At 67.6% G+C, this 20,856-nt stretch carries 16 protein-coding genes; 4 read left to right on the top strand and 12 right to left on the bottom strand.

Going from position 1 to position 20,856, the window contains the following annotated elements; translation table 11 throughout:
• Positions 1-2 precede the first annotated feature (2 nt).
• From ASD72_RS07065 to ASD72_RS07045, 5 genes are all read right to left on the bottom strand, one after another.
• Positions 3-1,022: a cupin-like domain-containing protein gene (locus tag ASD72_RS07065; RefSeq protein ID WP_343123681.1), complete on the bottom strand. Its 1,020-nt coding sequence runs from the start codon at positions 1,020-1,022 to the stop codon at positions 3-5.
• Positions 1,009-1,716, bottom strand: coding sequence for a SapC family protein (locus ASD72_RS07060; protein WP_056879230.1), 708 nt, complete (start codon positions 1,714-1,716; stop codon positions 1,009-1,011). The genes ASD72_RS07065 and ASD72_RS07060 overlap by 14 nt, the downstream gene beginning before the upstream one ends.
• Positions 1,717-1,728: 12 nt before the next feature.
• The gene (locus ASD72_RS07055) at positions 1,729-3,282 is read right to left on the bottom strand and encodes a tryptophan halogenase family protein (protein ID WP_056879229.1); all 1,554 of its coding nucleotides are present in this window, start codon (positions 3,280-3,282) and stop codon (positions 1,729-1,731) included.
• Between the two features lie 129 nt (positions 3,283-3,411).
• Complete coding sequence (locus ASD72_RS07050; protein WP_056879228.1) at positions 3,412-6,459, bottom strand: TonB-dependent receptor; 3,048 nt, start codon at positions 6,457-6,459, stop codon at positions 3,412-3,414.
• A 357-nt stretch (positions 6,460-6,816) separates the two neighbouring features.
• On the bottom strand, positions 6,817-7,827 hold the full coding sequence (locus tag ASD72_RS07045) for a LacI family DNA-binding transcriptional regulator (RefSeq protein WP_056879227.1): 1,011 nt from the start codon (positions 7,825-7,827) through the stop codon (positions 6,817-6,819).
• A gap of 428 nt (positions 7,828-8,255) precedes the next feature.
• On the opposite strand from ASD72_RS07045, the gene ASD72_RS07040 reads away from it, so the two are divergent.
• Together ASD72_RS07040 and ASD72_RS07035 are read left to right on the top strand one after the other, a co-directional pair.
• On the top strand, positions 8,256-9,626 hold the full coding sequence (locus ASD72_RS07040; RefSeq protein ID WP_081420264.1) for a glycoside hydrolase family 30 protein: 1,371 nt from the start codon (positions 8,256-8,258) through the stop codon (positions 9,624-9,626).
• A gap of 4 nt (positions 9,627-9,630) precedes the next feature.
• Positions 9,631-10,455: a polysaccharide deacetylase family protein gene (locus ASD72_RS07035; protein WP_235577962.1), complete on the top strand. Its 825-nt coding sequence runs from the start codon at positions 9,631-9,633 to the stop codon at positions 10,453-10,455.
• A gap of 13 nt (positions 10,456-10,468) precedes the next feature.
• Here the strand turns inward: ASD72_RS07035 and ASD72_RS07030 are convergent, their stop codons facing one another.
• The 4 genes from ASD72_RS07030 to ASD72_RS07015 form a co-directional block, all read right to left on the bottom strand.
• Positions 10,469-11,458, bottom strand: coding sequence for a hypothetical protein (locus ASD72_RS07030; RefSeq protein ID WP_155944519.1), 990 nt, complete (start codon positions 11,456-11,458; stop codon positions 10,469-10,471).
• A 59-nt stretch (positions 11,459-11,517) separates the two neighbouring features.
• On the bottom strand, positions 11,518-11,871 hold the full coding sequence (locus ASD72_RS07025) for a hypothetical protein (protein WP_056879224.1): 354 nt from the start codon (positions 11,869-11,871) through the stop codon (positions 11,518-11,520).
• A gap of 129 nt (positions 11,872-12,000) precedes the next feature.
• Positions 12,001-13,020: a sulfotransferase gene (locus ASD72_RS07020; protein WP_162250358.1), complete on the bottom strand. Its 1,020-nt coding sequence runs from the start codon at positions 13,018-13,020 to the stop codon at positions 12,001-12,003.
• On the bottom strand, positions 13,017-14,027 hold the full coding sequence (locus ASD72_RS07015) for a glycosyltransferase (protein ID WP_056879222.1): 1,011 nt from the start codon (positions 14,025-14,027) through the stop codon (positions 13,017-13,019). Before ASD72_RS07015 ends, ASD72_RS07020 begins: the two co-directional genes overlap by 4 nt.
• Before the next feature lie 285 nt (positions 14,028-14,312).
• Between ASD72_RS07015 and ASD72_RS07010 the strand changes: the two genes are divergently transcribed.
• Together ASD72_RS07010 and ASD72_RS07005 are read left to right on the top strand one after the other, a co-directional pair.
• Entirely contained in the window at positions 14,313-15,032 is a 720-nt protein-coding gene (locus ASD72_RS07010) for a response regulator (protein WP_056879221.1), read from the top strand.
• Positions 15,029-16,444: an ATP-binding protein gene (locus ASD72_RS07005; RefSeq protein WP_056879220.1), complete on the top strand. Its 1,416-nt coding sequence runs from the start codon at positions 15,029-15,031 to the stop codon at positions 16,442-16,444. The genes ASD72_RS07010 and ASD72_RS07005 overlap by 4 nt, the downstream gene beginning before the upstream one ends.
• 4 nt (positions 16,445-16,448) lie before the next feature.
• Here the strand turns inward: ASD72_RS07005 and ASD72_RS07000 are convergent, their stop codons facing one another.
• The 3 genes from ASD72_RS07000 to ASD72_RS06990 form a co-directional block, all read right to left on the bottom strand.
• The gene (locus ASD72_RS07000) at positions 16,449-18,584 is read right to left on the bottom strand and encodes a TonB-dependent receptor (protein WP_056879219.1); all 2,136 of its coding nucleotides are present in this window, start codon (positions 18,582-18,584) and stop codon (positions 16,449-16,451) included.
• Positions 18,581-19,039, bottom strand: a complete 459-nt coding sequence (azu, locus tag ASD72_RS06995; RefSeq protein WP_056879218.1) for an azurin — start codon at positions 19,037-19,039, stop codon at positions 18,581-18,583. The genes ASD72_RS07000 and azu overlap by 4 nt, the downstream gene beginning before the upstream one ends.
• A gap of 80 nt (positions 19,040-19,119) precedes the next feature.
• Positions 19,120-20,847: a PQQ-dependent dehydrogenase, methanol/ethanol family gene (locus ASD72_RS06990; protein ID WP_056879217.1), complete on the bottom strand. Its 1,728-nt coding sequence runs from the start codon at positions 20,845-20,847 to the stop codon at positions 19,120-19,122.
• Between the last annotated feature and the right edge of the window lie 9 nt (positions 20,848-20,856).

Below are 20,856 nucleotides of genomic sequence, written 5' to 3'. Positions count from 1 at the left end.
GATCAGCGATTGATGCGTTTGAGCAGGCGTGCGCGCAGATCGCGAGCCCGCACTTCATCCAGCGGCGAAAGCAGGCGACGGGCCGCCTCGGGAATATGGGCGACGGTGTCCGCATCGGCTTCGAACACGTAGTGACGGAACACCTCTTTCCACACCTCCCGCTCGTGTGGCGGCAGGTCGCGCATCGTCATCAGCGCATACATCAGGACGTTCATCGGCGTGTCCATCCAGCCCGGCGCTTCACGCCACCAGTAGTTGACCAGCACGTTGAACGGCTCCAGTCCCTCCATGTGATGCCACCACATGCTGGGGATCAACACCGCGTCGCCCGGCTCGAGTTCGGCCACCTGCGCATGCTGCATCGCTACGGCGAAGCGCGGGAACCGTTCCAGGTCCTGCGATGCGAAATCGACCAGGCTGATGGCCTGCCCGGCCGGCGTGAAATCCAGCGGCCCGATGTACAGATTGCGCAACTGATCCGGCGGGAACAGGGTGACGCGGCGGCGTCCGGCCACCACGCAGGCGATGTTGTCGGGCACATCCTGATGCGCGGCGATGCGGGTGCGGTTGCCTATCCAGATGCTCGCCAGCGGATCGCGGCCCTCGAAGGAGAGCGCGTTGTCGTCGCTGAAGCCCGGCAACCAGGTGTCGAGCGTCGTCGATGCGACATAGATCATCGGCGCGGATTCCCGCGCCGCGTACTTGAGCAACGTATCGAGTACCGTCCCGAGCGGGATCTGCTCCTGGCGGAAAGTGAAGCCGCTCAGGTCGTCGTTGTAGAACACCCGGCCGCCAGCCTCGGGGGCCGCGACTGTCGCGACCACAGGCGGCGCGTCCGCGCGCTCGAAGCCATGCAGGTAGGCCACTGCCGCCTGCATCGATCCGCGCGCCGCAGCGACCGCTGGCCAGTGCGCGACAAGGCCGCGCAACACGACGGGTCCGGACGACGACGCCTGTAGCGCCTTGGACAGCGCATCGGGCGCATCGCCGCGCAGCTCCCGAATGGGCTTAGCGTCCGCCAGCACGGCTCCGGTTCATCCTGTCGATCAGGGCACGGAAGTTCGAGATCGATGCCACCGCCATGAAAATCGGCTCCAGGTGGCCGGCCGCATGCAGCTGGCCCAATGTGCCGGCATCGAGGCCGCGGAGACGGTCCTCGTTGATGATGTAGTAGCCGGCGAGCCGGTTGAGCGAACCATCGTCGAGCTCCACGTCGAGCGCGAACGATTCCAGCAGATCGTGCGCAAGCAGGGCGTCGACGAAAGCCGGCACGCGCTGCAGCCCGTTGTGCAGCGTGAGCAGCACCGACGCGATCCGGTCCAGGTATTCGGTGTGGCCGCCGTGCTCGCGGAACAACGCTTCGCCGGCGGCACTGCCCACCCTGGGATTGTCCAGGTCGATATGCACCGTCATTTCGTCGCCGCCCCGGCCGATCAGGAACGGCTGCCGTTCGATCGCCAGCGGCAGGTAATGCGCATCCCAGCGCTCGCCATCGAGGAACAGGTTCACGCCCTCCTCGAACCCGAGCAGCGCGATCGGCGCCAACACGCCGTGCGCGTCCTTGCGGAACACGATGGGATAGTACGCCTGCAGGTCGCGGAACTCGGCGGGGAACGTGGCGGCGAAACCGACATCGTCGCCCAGCTGCGCGCTGCGCCGGGTGTCGATTCGCAAGTCCTTGTGGTCGATGTTGTTGACCTGGGCGTGTCGGGGCATCGGTGGGTCGTCCTAGATGCGCGGCATTCCGCGCGTCATCACATGATCGAGCATCTCACGATGCCCAGGCAATGCCGACAGCATCTTCCTCGCGATGTCTGCGGACTGGCGGAAATATCCTTCAGCGCACTGGACGTCGTCCATGCGTCGCGTGGCCGGTCGCGCCCCGGGCGTGAATCCCATGCCATAGAGGATGAACTGGTAGCTCGCTGAGGGGAACACCTCTTCGACCCGGTTGAGGTCGTAGCGGGAAGGCGGCTGGTGGCGCCAGAATTCGAGCAGGTCGCGCAGGCGTTCCGGAATCGTTTCGGGCCTGCGGTTGTCCCGCCAGTAGTCGCTGTCGTCCCGTTTGCTCAGTACGTAGTGCAGCTTCAGGAAGTCGACGATGCGGTCCCAGCGGTAGCTGAAGGTGTCGTTGTAGCGCCTGGCGACGATGTCCACGGCGGCGCGCGTGGCGGGCATCTGGTCCGCGAGCATGCCCGCGGCGAGTTCGACCATCACCAGCGAAGACGCTTCGAGCGGCTCCATGAAGCCGCTGGAAAGCCCGATGGCCACGCAGTTCCGATGCCAGGCACCGCGCCGGAAACCGGGGCGGATCATGATCTTCGGCAGCGTGTCGATGTCCTGCTCGCGGCCTCCCGTCGCCACGATGTAGCGACGCAGCGCCGCCTCGGCCGCTTCGTCGCTGGTATGGGTGCTGGAGTACACGTGGCCGATGCCCCGCCGGCTCTGCAGGCCGATGTCCCAGATCCAGCCCGCTTCCTGCGCCGTGGAAATGGTCTGGCAGGCGATCTCCACGTGGGGGTCCGCATACGGCACGCGCGTCGCGATGGCGCGATCGTTGAACAGCACGTCCTTCTGCGATTCGATCTCGACGCCGTAGTGCTGCCCGATCAACAGCGCGCGCATGCCGCTGCAGTCCACGAACAGGTCGCCTTCGATCGCACCATGCTCGCGCGTCCGCAGCGCGGCGATGTCGCCGTTCTCGTGCGCCTGCACCTCGACCATATGATCGGCGACGTGGCGCACGCCGAGCTTCTCGACGCAATGCTTCCGCAGGAACACGCCGAGCTTCGCCGCGTCCAGGTGGTAGGCGTAATTGGCGACGGAAGCCCACTCCGGCGTCGACATCTGCTTGGGGGATTTCCCCGCCTCGCACAGGTGCGCCTGGAAACAGGTCAGCAGGCTGAAAGGCACATCGCGGTGCGCCATCCACCCGGTGGCCAGATGGGTTTCCAGGAATCCCGGCGGCAACACGAACGGATGATGGTAGTAGTCGCCATCGACCTCTTCGCGCCAGCGGACGAACTTGGACCCCTGCTTGAAGGCCGCATCGCACTCGCGGATGAAGTCCGTCTCGCTGACGCCGGTCCTGCGCAAGGTGTCGCGCATGGTCGGCCAGGTGCCTTCGCCCACGCCTACCGTCGCGACCTCCGGCGATTCGATCAAGGTGATCCGCAGCCCGGTTTCCGAGGCGGTCTGGTGCTCGGCGGCCAGCACGGCGGCCGTGAGCCAACCTGCAGAACCGCCGCCGAGGATGACTACATGCCTGACAGGAGAATCCACGCCACCCCCTCGCCTATGCGCTCGCAAAACGGAACCCGGTAGTCCCCTTCCAAAGCCAAAGCCGCTGGAGACCAGTGGCTTTGGCGATGCCGCCCAGGCCCGGACCGGACCTGGGCATGCCGTCGAACATCAGCGGAAGTCGTAACGGAAACCGATCATGTAGCGCGGACCGGTCTGGGTGCCGTAGAACAGGATGTTCTTGTTGCGCTCGCTGAGCCGTGCGGTTTCGTCGGTCAGGTTGATGCCTTCGAACTGGACCGTGAAGCGATCGCTGAACTTGTAGCCGACGCTCAAGTCCCACTGGCCGTACTCCTCGACATACACCGGGTTGTTCTTCGCGGTGTCGGCGGCATCGCCGTCGTACTGGCCATTCAGGAACTTGTCGCGCCAGTTGTAGGCCAGGCGCACCTGCCACGGTCCCTTGTCGTAGAAGCCCACCAGGTTGGCCGAGTCGCTCAAGCCGATCAGCACCTGCTGCGGCCCCTTGGCGTTGTTGTCGTACGAGAGGCTGTCGCTGTCCACGATCGTGTAGTTGGCCGCGACACCGAACCCACTGTCGCCGAACATGTGCTGCACGCTGAGCTCGAACCCGTTGAGGGTGTGCGAACCGGCGTTGCCCGGGATGGTGATGTTGTACACCGTCAACGGATCGCCGGGGATGCCGGTGATTTCGCCGTTGGTCCCCGCCGTGCTGTCCACGCCAGGCTGGCCGTCGAAGTTGGCGAAGATGTACTGACGGATGCAGCCCACGTCCGCGCTGCCGCAACCCGCACCGATGGCCGCGTTCCAGTACGCACCACCCACCGGCGTGGGCAGGCTGAACAACGTGTCCTGGAACGATCCCGCACCGCTGTCGATGTAGTTGGAGATGTTCTTGCGGTAGTAGCCGATCGAGAAGTAGCTGGCGTCGGCGTAGTACCACTCGTACGACAGATCGATGTTCTTGGACAGCAGCGGCTTCAGGTTCGGATTGCCGGAGTTGCCGCTGCCGCCATTGACGCGCAGCAACGGACTGACGGTCTGCCCGCCCTGGATGTCCTGCCAACCCGGACGACCGAGCGAGTGGCCGTAGCTGGCACGCAACACCATTTCGTCGGTGAGCTCGAAGCTGGCATCGATGCTCGGCAGGAAGTAGTCGTACTCACCGGTCATGGTGGTGAACGTCTTCTCGCCCATGTCGGTGAAGAACTCGTTGTCCGCCACCCAGCGCACGAGCACCGGCGTATCCACCTGGGCCGAAGACTCGATCTCGGTCTTCTCGTAACGCACGCCCACGGCCAGATTGATCGGGATCCGCGTCTCCCAGCTGGTGCTGTACTGCAGGTAGGCGCTGCGGGTCTTTTCGGTGGTGCGCAGGTCGGCGCGATTGTAGTTGTCCGGGGCGCGGGCAAGATCCGGCCTGCCCGTGAATTCGCCCACCGCCCGGCGCATGGCCTCGTAATCGAAGACCAGGAACTGGCTGCTGAAGCGCGGATCGCTGTAACCGGGGAACGCATCGAAGTACTGCGCAATGTCGTCGATCTGCCACAGGCCGTCGGCCCAGTCGGATGCCAGGCCGATCCCGCCCCAGTCCGCCGCTTCGTTGATGCCCCAGGCGGTCCGGTTCTTGACCTCGGTGTTGGCCACGCCGAACTTCAGGTTGGAGAAGTCGCCGAACTCGAACTTGCCGCTCAGCTGGCCCTGGTCGACTTCGCCCCGCGAATAGCCGTTCACGAACTGACGGCCGGTCACGCGCGCCTGCGACGGGTCCACGCCACTGACGCCCGGCGCCAGCGTGTAGCTGAGGATCGGCAGCTTGCCGTCGAAATAGACCGTGGTATCGCCACGGATCCAGGCCGCGGTACCGATGTTGCCCTGCGAACCCCACTCGCTGTCGGGCGACAGTTCCGCCGTGGAGCGGTGATAGTCGAACGCGAGGTCCAGCGAGTCCGTCACTTCCCATTCGACGTTGAAACCGACCGACTCGTTCTCGGCCTTGGTCGCGCTGATGCCACCGGCCATCGCCAGATCGCTGCAGCCCGCGTAGGTGCCGTTCGCGTTCTGCGTGCCGGTGCACGGAATGAGTTCCCGGTAGAAGACCGGACCGGCGGCGGGGCCATCGGTCCAGGCGCTTTCCTGGCCGACGAAGTTGAACCACACCGACATCTCGTTGCGCTTCTGCTGGATCTTGTTTTCGGAATACGTGTAGTCCAGCGTCGTGGTGACGCGATCCGACGGGGCCCACTGCAGGGTGACCTGCCCGTTGGTGCGCTGGCGCTGGATGCCGTTGACGCTGTAGTTGAGGTTCTGCGGCACCGAGTACAGATCGGTGGGGCCCGGCAGATTGTCGTTCCCGGGCGTTCCCGGCGCGATCGCACCCCATCCGCCCTCGCCACCGAAATGCGTGCGCCAGCCGGCGGTCACGCCGACCTGGCTGAAGCCGCTGTCGCGTTCCTGGTAGCTGCCGGTCACGGCGATGCCGAACTTCCCGTCAGCGAACGTCTGGCTGAAAATGCCGGACACCTCGGGGGTGTAATCGTCGCCCTGCATGATCCTGGGCAGGTTGTCGTTCGACGTGTCGTGGACCGTCTTCAAGCCCAGGTTCAGCAGCGGCCCGCTTTCCAGCGGACGGACCGTCTTGATGTTGATCGTCGCGCCGATGCCGCCGGTCGGATTCGAGGCCAGGCCGGTCTTGTAGACCTCGATGCCCGATACCGCCTCCGATGCGAGATTGGCGAAATCGAACGCGCGCGAGTTCGAAGCAGAGAACCCGTTCAACAGCGCGCCCGGCATCTGGCGGCCATTGAGCAGCACCAGGTTGTGGTCAGGCCCGATGCCGCGCACGGTGACCTTCGAGCCTTCACCGCTGGGCGTGCGGTCGATCGACACGCCGCTGATGCGCTGCAGGGATTCGGCCAGGTTCGTATCGGGGAACTTGCCGATGTCCTCGGCCACGATGCCGTCGACGACACCTTGCGCGTCGCGCTTGAGGTTCATCGACGATTCGAGGCTGGCACGAATGCCCTTCACCACGACCGTATCCAGCGTGGTCGGGTCGGCTTCATTGGCCGTCGTCGTCGACGGCGTGGCGGTGGTGCTCTGCGGCTCGGCCTGCTGGGCCCAGGCGGGACCCGCCATGGCGATCAGCAACGCGGACGTGAGCACCCGCTTCCTTGGAACGGACTGCACTAGCTTCATGGACTTTCCCCTCTCCGGAAATTCACGAATAGCGTGTTGTGTGTGCGTGTGGCGTACGTGCTCGAGGCCCCCTGTCCTCTCACATTGGGCCGCATTGGACGCGCGATTGACAGCGTTGTCAACTTTCTCACATTTGTGCCGACACTCGCAAAAAACCCCTTGTTTTAAGCACTTTTCTCGATGCTGCGGCGCAGCTGAAATCGTTTTCCATTCTTCGCGTCGCCGTATCGAATGGAAGAAATTTGTCGCCCTCCCGGGTGGAAGGTTTTCGATTGGTATGGCGATCGGATGCGCCGCGCGCGCGCGGCATCGCCTCGCGGTGACCGCGATCGACCGGGAGGAAACGCTTCTACGCCGTCAGCGCCGCGTGGGCGCCTGGGTCGACTCGCGGAACACCACTTCGTGCTCGACATGCACCATGCCGCCGGCTTCCGCAGCGCGGATGCGGGCCAACAGTTGCAGCGTGGCCAAGCGCCCCATCTCGGACGTGGGCTGGCGCACCGTGGTGAGCGCGGGATAGATGTGGCGCGCGATCGGCGTGTCGTCGAACCCGCACACCGAGATGTCGCGGGGCACGGCCAGGCCGCGCTCGCAGGCGGCGCGGATCACGCCGGCCGCCATGTCGTCGTTGGCCGCGAAGATCGCCGTGGGCGGGCGCTTCAGGTCGAGCAAGCGGTTGCCGGCCTCGATCCCCGATTCGAACGAGAACGCGCCCTGCACCACGAGGTCCTCGTCGAAATCGAGCCCGGCCTTGCGCAGCGCTTCGCGGTAGCCCTTGAAGCGCCACTGGCATGCGCCGTGCGCGGGAGGACCCTTGATATGGGCGATGCGCCGATGGCCCTGCGCGACCAGCCCCGCCATCAGCTCGAGCACGGCCGCGGTCTCGTCCATCGACACACCGATGCGGTCCTGCGGATGCTTGGGGGCGATGCACGCGAAGGGGACGTCGTGCTGCTCGAGGAACTCCAACACCGCGGGGTCGTCGGTGAGCGGCGGGATCAGCACGACGCCATCGGGGGCGAAGTGCTCGAACACGACCTTCAGGTCCTCCGCCTTGCGTTGCTTGGCCGATCCCACGGGCGCGAGCACCAGGTTGTAGTGGTTGTCGCGGCAGGCATCCAGCATGCCGCTCTGGATTTCCATCAGGTAGTTGCGCGACGGGTTGTTGTAGACCAGCGCGATGACGTAGGAGCGCTGCCCGGCAAGGCTGCGCGCCGACAGGTTGGGCCGGTACTGCAACTGCTCGACCGCCTTCATGACGCGTTGGCGCATTTCATCCCGCACGTTGGGCTCATTGTTGAGCACGCGCGACACCGTCTTCATGGACACGCCTGCGGCGGCGGCCACGTCCTCGATCCGACTACGCATTCGGCTGCTCCCGCTCCACTCCGCACATCCTCCTGGCAAGACCCCGGATTCTGACAGCGACGCCCATTCCCTGGATACCGCGGCGCGCATCGGCACGCTGCGGCGGCTCCCCGACGACACGACCCGCGCGCGCGATGCACGCAAATCGTTGTTGCACAGCAGCACATGATTGCGATGTGGCGGCATCGCGATGCGCACTGCATCGCGCGTTCCACCGCCGCGAACCCCATGCGGTTGACACCAAGGTGTACCAACGGTATGACAGCGCTGTCAACTACCGTGCGTCCGGCTGCGGCCGATCGCCACCGCACCCATCCTCGAGAGGCACCACGATGCATTCCACCCGCTTGTTCGCCGCCGTCGCGCTCGGCGTGGCGATGGCCGCCGGCCTGGCGCATGCCGATGCCGCGCAACCCCGGGAAACCGCCATGCCGAGCTCTGCCACCGTCACGATCTACACCACCGCGCAGGACACCGCGCAGCGGCTCAGCCAGACCGGCACCGCCACGCTGAAGGCCGGCCACACCCTGACGGAGGTCGAGAACTCCGTCTTCGTCGATCCAACGAAGCGCTTCCAGTCGATGCTGGGCATCGGCGGCGCGATCACCGACTCCACCGCCGAGGTCTACGCCACCCTGTCGCCCGAGAAGCGCGCGGAGTTCATGCGCGCCTACTACGACAAAGAGGCCGGCATCGGCTACTCGCTGGCCCGCACGACCATCCACAGTTCGGATTTCAGCTCCGCCAGCTACACCTACGTCAAGGAAGGCGACAAGGCGCTGGCCTCGTTCTCGGTCGACCACGACCGCCAGGCGCGCATTCCGATGATCAAGCAGGCGATCGCGGCCGCGGGCGGCGAACTGCCGTTGTTCGCCAGCCCGTGGAGCGCGCCGGCCTTCATGAAGACCAACAAGCACATGCTGCGCGGCGGGGCGCTGCTGCCCGAGTACCGCCAGGCGTGGGCGAACTACTTCGTCAAGTTCATCCAGGCCTACGAGAAGGAAGGCATCCCGGTCTGGGGCATCACGGTGCAGAACGAGCCCATGGCCACCCAGACCTGGGAGTCGATGCTCTACACGGCGGAAGAGGAGCGCGACTTCCTCAAGGACTACCTCGGCCCGACGATGCACAAGGCGGGTTTCGCCGACAAGAAGATCATCGTGTGGGACCACAACCGCGACATGATGCTGTACCGCGCGCAGGTGATCCTGGGCGATCCCGAGGCGGCGAAGTACGCCTGGGGCCTGGGCTTCCACTGGTACGAGACGTGGGCGGGCTTCGACCCGATGTTCCGCAACGTCGCCGCGGTAACCGATGCCTTCCCCGACAAACCCGTACTGCTGACCGAAGCCGCGGTGGAGAAATTCGACCCTGCGCGCTACCAGTACTGGCCGAATGCGGAGCGCTACGGCACGTCGATGATCAACGACTTCAACAACGGCGCCGTGGGCTGGACCGACTGGAACATGCTGCTGGACGAGAAGGGCGGCCCCAACCACGTGGGCAACTTCTGCTTCGCACCGCTGCACGCCGACACGCGCACGGGTGAGCTGGTCTACACGCCGAGCTATTACTACATCGGCCACTTCTCGAAGTTCATCCGCCCCGAGGCGCGTCGCGTCAGCACCGCCACCAGCCGCAGCACCCTGCTGGCGACGTCCTTCGTGAACCCGGACGGGCGCCTGGCGACGGTGGTGATGAATCCGACCGACAAGGAGATCGCGTACAACTTCTACGTCGGCCAGGCCTCCACCGTCGTGACGATCCCGGCGCGCGCGATCCAGACACTGGTGAACTGACGCCGTGCCACGGTCCCTGCGTCCGACGCGTCGGCTGCCCCTGGCCCTGTTGCTGGTGGCGACCCACGCGCTCGCCGCGGAACCCTTCGCCTGGCCCGGCGGCAAGCGCGCCGCCGTCAGCCTCGCCTACGACGACGCGCTGCCCTCGCAGCTGGACCATGCGATCCCGGCGCTGGACCGGCATGGCCTGAAGGGCAGCTTCTATCTGACGCTGGCGTCGGACACGCTGCGCACGCGCCGGCAGGCCTGGGTGGACGCGGCGCGCCACGGGCATGAGCTCGGCAACCACAGCCTGTTCCATCAATGCTCGTCGTCGTTGCCGGACCGGGCATGGGTACCGCCCCATCGCGACCTCGACACGACCACCGTCGCGCAGATGGCCGACCAGGTGCGCCTGGCCAACGTGATGCTTGCCGCTCTCGACGGACGCAGCGACCGCACGATGACCGTGCCCTGTGGCGACACACGCGCACGCGATGGCGACTACGTGGCGGCGGTGGCGCCCGAGTTCGTCGGCATCAAACGGGGCCAGGGCGGCGTGGTGGCGGACATGGCCGCGCTCGATGCCTCGGCCGTGCCGGTCGATGTCCCGGTGGACGTCACCGGCGAACAGCTGATTGCGCGCGTGGAAGAAGCCGCCCGCCAGGGCACGATGGCCAACTTCACCTTCCACGGCATCGGCGGCGACTACCTGGCGGTGTCGAACGATGCGCACGAGGCCTTGCTGCGGCACCTGGCGGCCCATCCCGACGTGTACTGGGTGGCGCCGTTCGTGGACATCATGCGGCACGTGGCATCGGTTCGTGGCGCACGCACTGCGTCGCCCTGACGGCGACGCAGACTCATCGGTTGCAGGTGGACAGCTTCTGTCGCGCATGCCACAGGGCACGGCGCGCCAGTGTGTAGGCCATGTCCGCTTCGCGCGGCAACAGATGCTCCGCACGCACGGGATCGGCGCCGTGGGCGAAGGCATACTCGATGCCTTCCAGCTGCGACAGGTGCAGGCGCACGGGCTTCGCGAACTCGGCGAAGAGCGACGCCTGGCAGTGGGCGAAGTCCCGGCCCAGCACCGCCAGTTGCCCGCGGATCGCGCGGCTCGCGGCCCCGTCGAGTCCCGGCGCCGGTTCTTCTGCGATGGGCGCTGCCTTGTAGGCATCGCCAGTGGCCTCGCTGCCCAGGTCCGCCGTCCTTTCGTGCAACCCGGGATTGAAGCGCACGGCCGGCGGTGGCCGCGCCCGCGCGGGCTGGTCGCGCGTTCCCAGCGGGATGGTCACTGATCCCGTCACCATGCCGTGCGCATCCTCCAGCGCGCTGTCGCCGGCCGTGCCCTTTCCTCGCCACGCGCGGTCGAAGCGCGTCTCCCTGTAATCGACGGGGTTGACGCGATCGAATGGGCCGCGTGCTTCCGCGCGGCGCGTATCGGGCGCACTCCCCGGCGGAAGGTTCGGAGCAGGCGGCAATGCACCGATGCTGTCGGACACGCGCAGCCGGCCATCGCGCTCGTACACGTGCGGGCGCGGCAGCGTCTGTGCCGTTGCGCGGGTCGTCGTGGTCGATGCGGCAGGCGCGTTCGACGACGTGTCCGCATGCGCTGCGCGCCTCCCGTCCGCCGGATGCGCCGGCTCGATCCGCGCACTTGCGGCACGGTCGATGAAGCGCACGCGCAACGGAGGGTCTGACGCCTCCGCATGCACGGTCGATGGTTGCAGCATCAGGACGCGCAGCGCGATGGCCACCACCAACAGACTGGTGGCGCCCGCGATCAGCCTGTCGCGCGCCTCGCTGGCCGATACCGACATCGGCCACGCGCGCCGGACTTGCTCAGATCGCACGCACGCGCATCAGCATGCGTCCGCAATGGTGGTGTCCCTGCATCGGAATCATCGAAGCATCATACCGGCTCATCCCGATCGCCCGGCGGGCCCATGGGCGGTGGCGGATAGCCGGCCTCTTCGAGGCAGGCACCCAGCAACGCATGCTGCTCTTCGGTGAGCTCCGGGCGTTCATCGTCTTCCGCGGAGGGCGGCGGCGGAAGATCGAGCTCATCCGCGCATGCCGATATCGCGTCCTCGATACCCGGCGGCGGAAGCGGGCGCTCGTCGTGTCCACGCGGATGCGGCGGTGGCCCGCCGGCCCCGAACGGCGGCGGTGGGCGATGGGCGCCGAGGGGCCGGGTGCAACAGGCGGCCAGGCTGCCGACGACCAGCAGCAGGAAGAGACCTCGAAACAGGGGAACGTGCGGCACGCGATTTCCTCGCAGGAGAATGGCCAACGGACGACGACAAGGCCGGCACGGGGGGACGGGACGGAACGTGGGAGAGGTTGGTTCCGCGCCGTCCCCGCCATGCCGGGCGGAACAGGCGTGCAGCTTGGTTCATGCGTGTGGCACGCGAATGCCGGTGTGTGTCAGCCGCGTCGCGGTCGATGCTGGCGCATGCGCCACCGTGCGCGAGGCGGCGCGCGTGGCGAGCGCGGACTCGACCCAATCCCGTTGCGACGCGTCGAGCACGTCGCCGAAGGCATCGCGCGCGCGCAAGGGTTGCAGGTTGCCGGCTTTCCACGGCTCGTCGGCACGGATGAGGCCGTTCGCCATCGAGCGATAGCGCGACCACAGCGTGTCGTCGGCATCGCACCCCAGGAACGCCAGCACCCGCGCCAGCGTCTCGCCCGGCGCACGCACCAACGCGTCGTGGCTCACATGCAGGTGGCGCGCGTCGCCGCGCCAACGCTCGCTTTCCCGCCAGGCGGTCTCCCAGCGGTCCACGCATTTCTCCAGCGAGAGGAAGGGGCGCCACCCGGGATGTTCGCGTGCCGCACGGTAGAGCGAGCCCACCACCTGCCGCCCTTCGCGCTGCACATGGATGAAACGCGCATCGTCCACGGCGGCGCTCAAGTGGTCGATGTAGAACAGGTGGTCGGGCGTCTTCTCGACCCAGATCGGCTTGTGCATCGCCAGCGCGTGCGCATCCAGCGTGTGTACGAACGCGCGCAGCTGCGGGCCCAGCCGCCATCGTCCCTGCCCTGGCATGTGGGCGGGAAGCTCGAGGCTGCGCAGGAACGACCATGCCCGCGCAGCGCGGCGCGGTTCGACCAGCGACCAGCGCGCGAACAGGTCGCGGCGCCAACGCCGCAGCCGGGCGACAGGCGCGCGGGGGCGGTCCGCGTCGCAGCGCCGATGCTCCTCGCTGCCCAGCAACAGCGGAAGGAAGTGCGTTTCCGGCAGGGAGCGGATCTGGCGATGCGCATGCAGCAGCGACTGCAGCAGCGTCGTGCCGGATCGCGGGCACCCCACGATGAACACGCGGCGACGGACGTGGCCCGTGGGCGCTGTACCCGCGGCTTCGCGCAGGGCGTCGGCCAGGCAGGCGTGCTGCTGCATGCGGCGCGCGTTCACGGTGCGCATCCGGCCGCCACCCGCGGCGGCGCCTCGCCCAGCAGCATGGGCGCGAGTGCCTGGACACGCGCGTGGAACGTGCGACGGCTGGCCAGGTAGTACGTGCGCGCCGCCTCGCCCATCGCCGCACGCTGCCATCCAGTCAGGCACAGCGCATAGTCGACGGCGCGCTCGATCGCCTCGATGGTGACGTCGTGGGTCGTCGCCAATCCCTGCCGCCGTCCAGGCAGGGCCTCGATCAGCACGCCGCGATCGGGGGTGACATGCTCGTTCATCGGCGCCGCGTCGGTGGCCAGGACCACGGCCCCCACGCTCATCGCTTCGACCAGATGGTGTCCGTACCCCTCCACTTCCGACGGGCAGAGGTGGAATACGTGCCGGTTCTGCAACCAGCGCAGTGCGCTGTCGTCCAGATACCCGACGTGGTGCTCGATGTTCGGCGCGGCCGGACCGCGACGCGCATGGCGCTCGGCCTGCACGATCGTCAACCGCGGCCATTCCGGGTGCCGGCGCCATGCCGCCAGCAGCACCTCGGTGCCCTTGGCCGCACTGCTGCCGGCGAGATGGAAGAACGCACGCTCGCGCGGCACGGAGACGTCGCGGCGGTCGTCGCTGGTGAAGCCGATGTACGCGGTGGGACATCCGCGCGCCTCGAAGAGGCGCTGCGCGTGCCGGGTCTTGCAGAGGATCAGGTCGAATCGCGGCAGCAGCGGCTGCCACTTGTCGAGCAGCCACTCGGGATTCGGCACCAGCATGTTGCGCTTCGACAACGGCAGGCAGCGCGGATAGATGCGCTCCAGGAAGACCTGCACATCGGCCCGGCCATGCCGCAAGCGGCGTGCCCACAGGTCCAGCTCCATCGTCTTGCCGGAACGCCCCCCCGCCCCGAACGCGATCCGTTCGCAGTCCAGGCCGGCGTGCGCCAGGCCCTCCGCCATCAGCCGGAGGTCACGACTGAGGCCAACCCCATTGTCGCGGGTGAGCAGGTGCAGGGAGGGAACGGGCATGGCGGGCACCGGTGTGCGGGGGAGCGTCGAGCCTGCGCGCGCGATGTCGCGCGCATTTGCCCGCCCATGTCATCGCGCGGCCCGGGCGGCGACACACGTCGCCACGTGCCGACACACGCACGCCACGTGCGCCGGGCAGGCTGCCCGGGTGTTGGCGACAGACCAACCGTGTCCTCAATCCCCGGAAATCCTTGCCGCCACGCCACGTGGCGGCATCTTTTTCGCGGCGGGGCCGGTTCCGGGATGCCGCATACTTCCCATGGACGCCGCCTGCGACGCTGCACGATGGACCTGAGTTCCCACATCCTGGTGGTCGACGACGACCCCGAACTGCGCACCCTGATCGGCGACTTCCTGCGCGACCACGGCTATCGCGTGGAGGTGGCGGCCGACGTCGCGGCGATGCGCGAGGCGATCGCGCGCCGACGACCGGACCTGGTGGTGCTCGACGTGATGATGCCGGGCGAGGATGGCCTCTCGGCGGCACGCCGCCTGGCGAGCGAGGGTGGCCCGCCCGTCATCATGCTGAGCGCGCTCGGCACCGACACCGACCGCATCATCGGCCTGGAAGTCGGTGCCGACGACTATCTCGCCAAACCGTGCAATCCACGCGAGCTGCTCGCACGCGTGCGGGCGCTGCTGCGGCGCAATCCGCCCGCCGCGGAGGGCGAGCCTGCGTCGCCGGACGGGATGCGATACCGCTTCGATGGCTGGAGCCTGGACGTCGCGCGGCGGGAGCTGCGCGACCCGACGGGCATGCACATCGTGCTGTCCGATGGCGAGTTCACCCTGCTGCGCACCTTCGTGGAGCACCCGCAGCGGGTCCTGAGCCGCGACCAGTTGCTGGACTATGCGCGCGGCCACAACGTCGACGTCTACGACCGCGCCATCGACAGCCAGGTGAGCCGCTTGCGCCGCAAGCTCAGCGAGCGCGGCGGCCCGGACATGATCCGGACGATCCGCAACGAAGGCTACATGCTGCTGCCATCGGTGGTGCGCCGATGAGCGCACGCCTGCGCCGCATGCCGCTGTTCGCGCGGACGTTCCTGCTGCTGCTGGCGGCGCTCGCGGTGGCGTATGCGATCGGCATGGCGGTGCTGCTGTATCGCCCGCCGGTCGACGGCATCGCCTTCAGCGAACTGACGGCGTTGCTGTCGTCGCGCATGCCCGCCACCGGCCCGGACCTGAAGGTCTACGACGCCGAGCAGCCGCCCATGCCGGACCCGGCGCGCTACCGTGCGTCGCCCTTCCTGCGCGACCTGCTCGCGCAATGGCTCGGCAGCGACGCGCAACACGTGCATTTCTACCACCTGCAGGGGCCGCAGCCGTTCTCGCCGGCACCGCGCGCGCCTGCCGGACCACCCCCGATGGGCGGCACTGGCATGCAGGCGCCGCCCATGGGCGGGCCCGCGCGCCCACCGGAAGACGCAGGCAACCCGTCGACGCAACGGTTCCCGCCGGCGTGGCGACCGGATGCACCGCTGCGCGGCGACTTCGTCGCTGCGTTCCGACAGGCCGACGGACGCTGGCGCGTGGTCGAGAACACGCGCAATCGCGCGAGCTTCATGACCCGGCTGGCGACCCTGTTCCTCGCCGGCATGCTCGCGCTGCTGCCCCTGGCGTGGTGGTTCTCGCGTGCGCTCGCCGCGCCGATCCGCCAGTTCACCCGCGCGGCCGATCGCATGGGTCGCGAAAGCGGCGCACCGGCGCTGCCGTTGACCGGCCCCAGCGAGTTCGCCAGCGCCGCCGCCGCATTCAACGCCATGCAGGCCCGCCTGGACCGCCTGCTGCAGGAACGCAGCGAGATGGCCGGCGCCATCGCACACGACCTGCGTACGCCGCTCGCACGCCTGGCATTCCGCCTGGACGCACTGCCTGACGAAAGCCGCGCCAAGGCCAGCGCCGACATCACCGAGATGTCGCAGATGATCGATGCCACCCTCGCCTTCATCCACGACCAGAACCGCCGTCCGCTGCGCGAACCCCTCGACCTCCGGTTGCTGGTCGAAAGCGTGGCCGACAGCCTGCGCGACATGGGTCATGACGTACACGCCGAGCCGGGCGCGCCGGCGCCGATGGAGGGCGACCCCGTGTCGCTGCGGCGCATGGTGGGCAACCTGGTCGACAACGCCCTGAAGTACGGGCATCGCGCGCGCATCACGCTGGCGCCCGAAGGACAGGGCTACCGCCTGTGCGTGGACGACGAGGGCCCCGGCATCGATCCGGCGCAGGCGGAACAGTTGTTCATGGCCTTCGTGCGCGGCGAAGCATCACGCAACCGGAGCACCGGTGGGATCGGACTGGGCCTGGCGTCGGTGAAGCACACCGTGCTTGCGCACGGCGGCGAGGTGCACCTCTCCAATCGCACCGAAGGCGGTCTGCGCGCCAGCGTCTACCTGCCGCGAGGCCTCGACTGACGCATCACGGCGCCGCCCAGTGCCAACGGGCACCGACGGTGAACGTGCGCCCGGCGCCGGGTTCGTAGAAACGGCCGTTGCCTTCGTTGACGATCACCGAGCCGATATGGAACCGGTCCATCGCGTTGTCGATGCGGGTGAATACCTGCAGGCGACCGCTCGCCCACAACCACTCGCGACTCGCTTCCAGGTGGAGCAATCCATAGCCAGGCGCGCGCTCGCTGCCGGTGTCGTTGACGGTGACATCGTCCATGCCGACCAGCTGCGCCGCCGCGTGCCAACGTTCACCCTGCCAGCGCAGCCGCAGTGATGCCTGCTGGCGTGCAATGCCGGGGATCCGCGTGCCCGCGGCGACCTGCACGCCGGGCGTGGTGCAGCCGGCGGCCGTACAGATCGGGAAGCTGTCGCGGAAGGTCGCGTCCAGCCAGGTGTAAGCGAACTGGAGTTGCCACGCATCGCCCAGCGGCACGTCCGACTGCAGTTCCAATCCCTGACGTCTTGCGGCGCCGACGTTACGGTAGCTGCTGCGTCCGCCGACATTGCGCGCGACGGCGAGTTCGTCGTCGGTGTCGGCGCGGAACACCGCGGCGTCCAGCGTCGTCCCACTCGCGGCCCGCCACTTCGTACCCAGCTCGAGGTTGCGACTGGCCGCCGGGCGCAGATCGAACGCCAGGCCGGCGGCGCCATCGGCGCGATAGCCCAGTTCGTTGAAGGTCGGCGTTTCGAAGCCGCGGCCGATCGAGGCGTACACGCGCAGCGCGTCGCGTGGCGCGAACACCAGCCCGGCCACCGGCATGACGCGGTCGTAGGTGACCCGTCCGCTGTCGTCGGGATTGGTCGCGGTGACGTAGGCATCCTCGGACGTGAAGGTGATGCGGCTGCGGCGCGCGCCGGCCAGCAGCGACCAGCGCGGCGCGAACCGCCACCAGGCCTGCAGGTACTGGTCCGCGTTCTCCACCTCGTTGCGTTCGTCGCGCCGCAATGCGCCGCGTACGCCCAGCGCGGCACCGACGAAGTTCTCGTAACCGCGGCGCCGTTGCCGCTGCCGGTCCGCATTGAGGCCGGCCGTGAGTTCCACCGGCCGCCCCGCGAACTGCCCTTCCCACGACCAGCGCAGATCGGCGCCACCGTAGGTGTTGTCCAGGTCGATCACGCCACCGGAATTCAGTGGATTGGCCTGCGCTGCGACCGGTAGCGCGAGGAACTGCTCCACGTCGCGCTGCCCGCCATAGCCCATCACCCGCAGCTGGTGTCCATCGCCGAAGGGGCGCGCATAGACCGCACCCACCTGGTCCTGGGAAACCGACTTGCGCGTATTGAACACCGTGGCCACCGGCGAGGCCTGCTGCGGCGCCTGCCATGCCTGCGCGCGTGTCAGGCCGAGGGGATCCTGCGCATCGGGCGCATCGAAATGATTGGCGACCAGATCGAGCGTGCCGGCGCCGGGACGGAGGCGCAGCAGGATATTCAATGACTCGCGGCGTGCGGCCGCATGCTCGCGGTAGCCCTGTGTATCGAGTACCGAGGCCGCCACGTTGTAGCCCAGCACATCGCCCGCACCCCGCACGCGCGCGCCCAGCAGATAGGTGTCGTGGCTCGCGGCGCTGGCCTGCAGCCGCGCATCGCGCCCTTCTTCGGGGATATCGCTCCACGCCTGGACCACGCCGCCGGACGAATTGCCATGCAGCGCGGAGAACGGACCGCGCAAGACTTCCACCCGGTCCGCACCCAGCATGCTGAAGTGCGACACCTGGCCCTGGCCATCCGGCATCGTCGCCGGCACACCATCGGCATACAGGCGCACGCCGCGCACGCCGAAGGTGGAACGGGCGCCGAAACCGCGGATCGAGAGCTGCGTATCCTGCGCGAGGTTCTGGCGTTCTCTCGCCTGCACGCCCGGGATGCCGTCCAGCGCTTCGGACAACGCGGCTTGCGTGCGCGCGCCGCCGTCGCCCAGCGACACCACATCGATCGAGGCGGGCGTGTCGAAGGCGGTGACGTTTTCGAGCCGCGTCGCGGTCACCACCACGCGATCGAGCGTCTCCGCAGGCATCGCGGGCTCACCGGCGGGTGCGGCGAACGCACAGGGTGCGAGTACCGCGCTTCCGAGCAAGGGCCAGCAGGTCGAGCGCAGCTTCATCCGAACACCAGTTTGCCTTTCATCATGGTCCAGTGCCCGGGCACCGAGCAGAAGAACGTGTAGTCGCCCCCTTTCCGCAGCACCGACGTGGCGAAGGTAAGCGTGGTGGCCTGGCCGCCGCCGACCACCTTGCTGGCGGCCAGCACGCGTGCATCGCCCTTCGGCACGTGGTCGCTGTCGGCGGGGAGTTTTCCCGCCGCCGTGGCCAGCGCTTCCAGGTCCGCCGTGCGGGTCAGCACCCAGTTGTGGCCCATCACCTCGGCGGGAAGGGCGCCAGTATGCCGCAACGTCAGCTTGACCTGCGTGCAGTCGGCGGCGATGCGGATCTCGTGTTTGTCGAACTGCATCGCATCGTTGCTGCCGATGGCGACATTGCAGGTCTTCGCAAAGCCCTTGAGCGGGATCAGCGCCAGCAGCGCGATCATGAGGAGGTTGAACACATGCGTCGATGACATCGGAGGATTCCTGTGGAGCGGAAAATCTTGCGCGACCCCGGTACGGGATCGCGCAAGCCGGAGAACGAAGAACCAGCGGATCAATCGCCGAGCGCGAACACCCACACCGAGCCGCCTTCGGGCACGGCCTTCTCCCAACCCGCCAGGTCGTGCATCTTGCCCTGGATCCATTGCGCGTCCACGCCCCAGCCGGACACCACCGCGATGTACTGCTTGCCATCGACGGTGAACGTGCTGGGCGGCGCGATGATGCCGGACGGCGTGGGGAACTCCCACAGCAGCTTGCCCGTCTTGGCGTCGTACGCGCGGAACATCCGGTCGTTGGTGCCGCCGGCGAACAGCACGCCGCCCGCCGTGGTCATGATCGAACCCCAGTTCCACGAGTGCGGGTACTTCTCGCGCCACACTTCCTTGCCGCCATCCACGCTCCATGCCTGGATGCCGCCGATGTGGTCGAAGCCCTTCTTCACCGACAGGTCGAGGCGGTTGATGTCCACGCCGGCCGACCACTGGCCCGGAATGCGCGGCTGGATCAGGCCGGTCAGCGTCAGGCAGTGATTGTCGTTGTACGGGATGTACAACATGCCGGTCTTCGGGTTGTACGCCTCATAGGGCCAGTCCTTGCCGCCCCACAGGCTCGGGCAGTAGGTGCGCGTCTTGCCGGTGGCCGGCTTGGCGTTCTCGTTGTAGGTCGGCCGGCCGGTCTTCGGATCGATGCTGGCGAACACCGTGTTGTGCACGTACGGCTCGGACTTCGCGTAGCTGATGTTGCCCTTGTCGTCGCGATCGAGCCAGTACAGGCGCCCGTTGCGCTGTGCGCTGATGAGCCCCGACACCTTCTTGCCGTTGCGGTTGAACTCCACCAGCGTCGGCGCATTCATGCCGGCCCAATCCCACGAATCGTTCCAGTGGTACTGGAAGTGGCTGACGATGTCGCCCGTTTCCGGATCCAGCGCGAGGACCGAGGCGAGGTACAGGTTGTCGCCGGGACGCTGGTCGCCCAGCCACGGCGCGCCGTTGCCCACGCCCCAGTAGATGACGTTGTTGGTGGCGTCGTAGTTGCCCGGCATCCACATCGTGCCGCCGCCGTTCTTCCATGCGTCCTTCCACTCGCCGTCCTGCGGCCACGTCTCGAATCCTTTTTCGCCCGGCGCCGGCACGCTGTAGCGCGTCCAGGCCAGCTTGCCGGTTTCCGCATCGAAGGCCTTCAGGAAGCCGCGCACGCCGAATTCACCGCCCGACGGGCCGATCAGCACCTTGCCCTTCACCACCAGCGGCGCGGACGTGATGTAGGCGCTGTCCTGCTCCCAGTCGCACACCTGCGCTTCCCACACCAGCTTGCCGGTGGTGGCGTCGAGCGCGCTGAGCATGCAGTCGATGCTGCCGACGTAGACCTTGTCGCCGTACAGCGACACACCGCGGTTGGTGCGGTGGAGCGCACCGAGGCCTTCCGGCACTTCGCGCACGAACTTCCAGCGGACCTTGCCGGTCCGCGTGTCGTAGGCGATCACCTGGTTGTGCGGCGTGGCCACGAACATGTAGTCGCCATTGACGATCGCCGGGGCTTCATGGCCCGAGTTGACGCCGGTGGCCGCCGACCACACCGGCCGCAGTTTCGCGACGTTGGCGGTGGTCACCTGGTCCAGCTCGCTGTAGCTCCAGCCGGCGTAGTTGCCTTTGGTCAACAGCCAGTTCGCGGGTTCCTGGTTCGCCAGGCGGGCGTCGGTGACGGGTTTGTAGTCGGCGGCGGCAAGCGGGGCCGACGCAAGGGACGCGACGAGCGCGGCCGTGATCAGTTTCAGGTACATGGGTCTCCT

The sequence above is a fragment of the Pseudoxanthomonas sp. Root630 genome (genome assembly GCF_001427585.1).
Classification (GTDB): domain Bacteria; phylum Pseudomonadota; class Gammaproteobacteria; order Xanthomonadales; family Xanthomonadaceae; genus Pseudoxanthomonas_A.
This window is presented reverse-complemented; position numbering and strand designations above follow the sequence as displayed.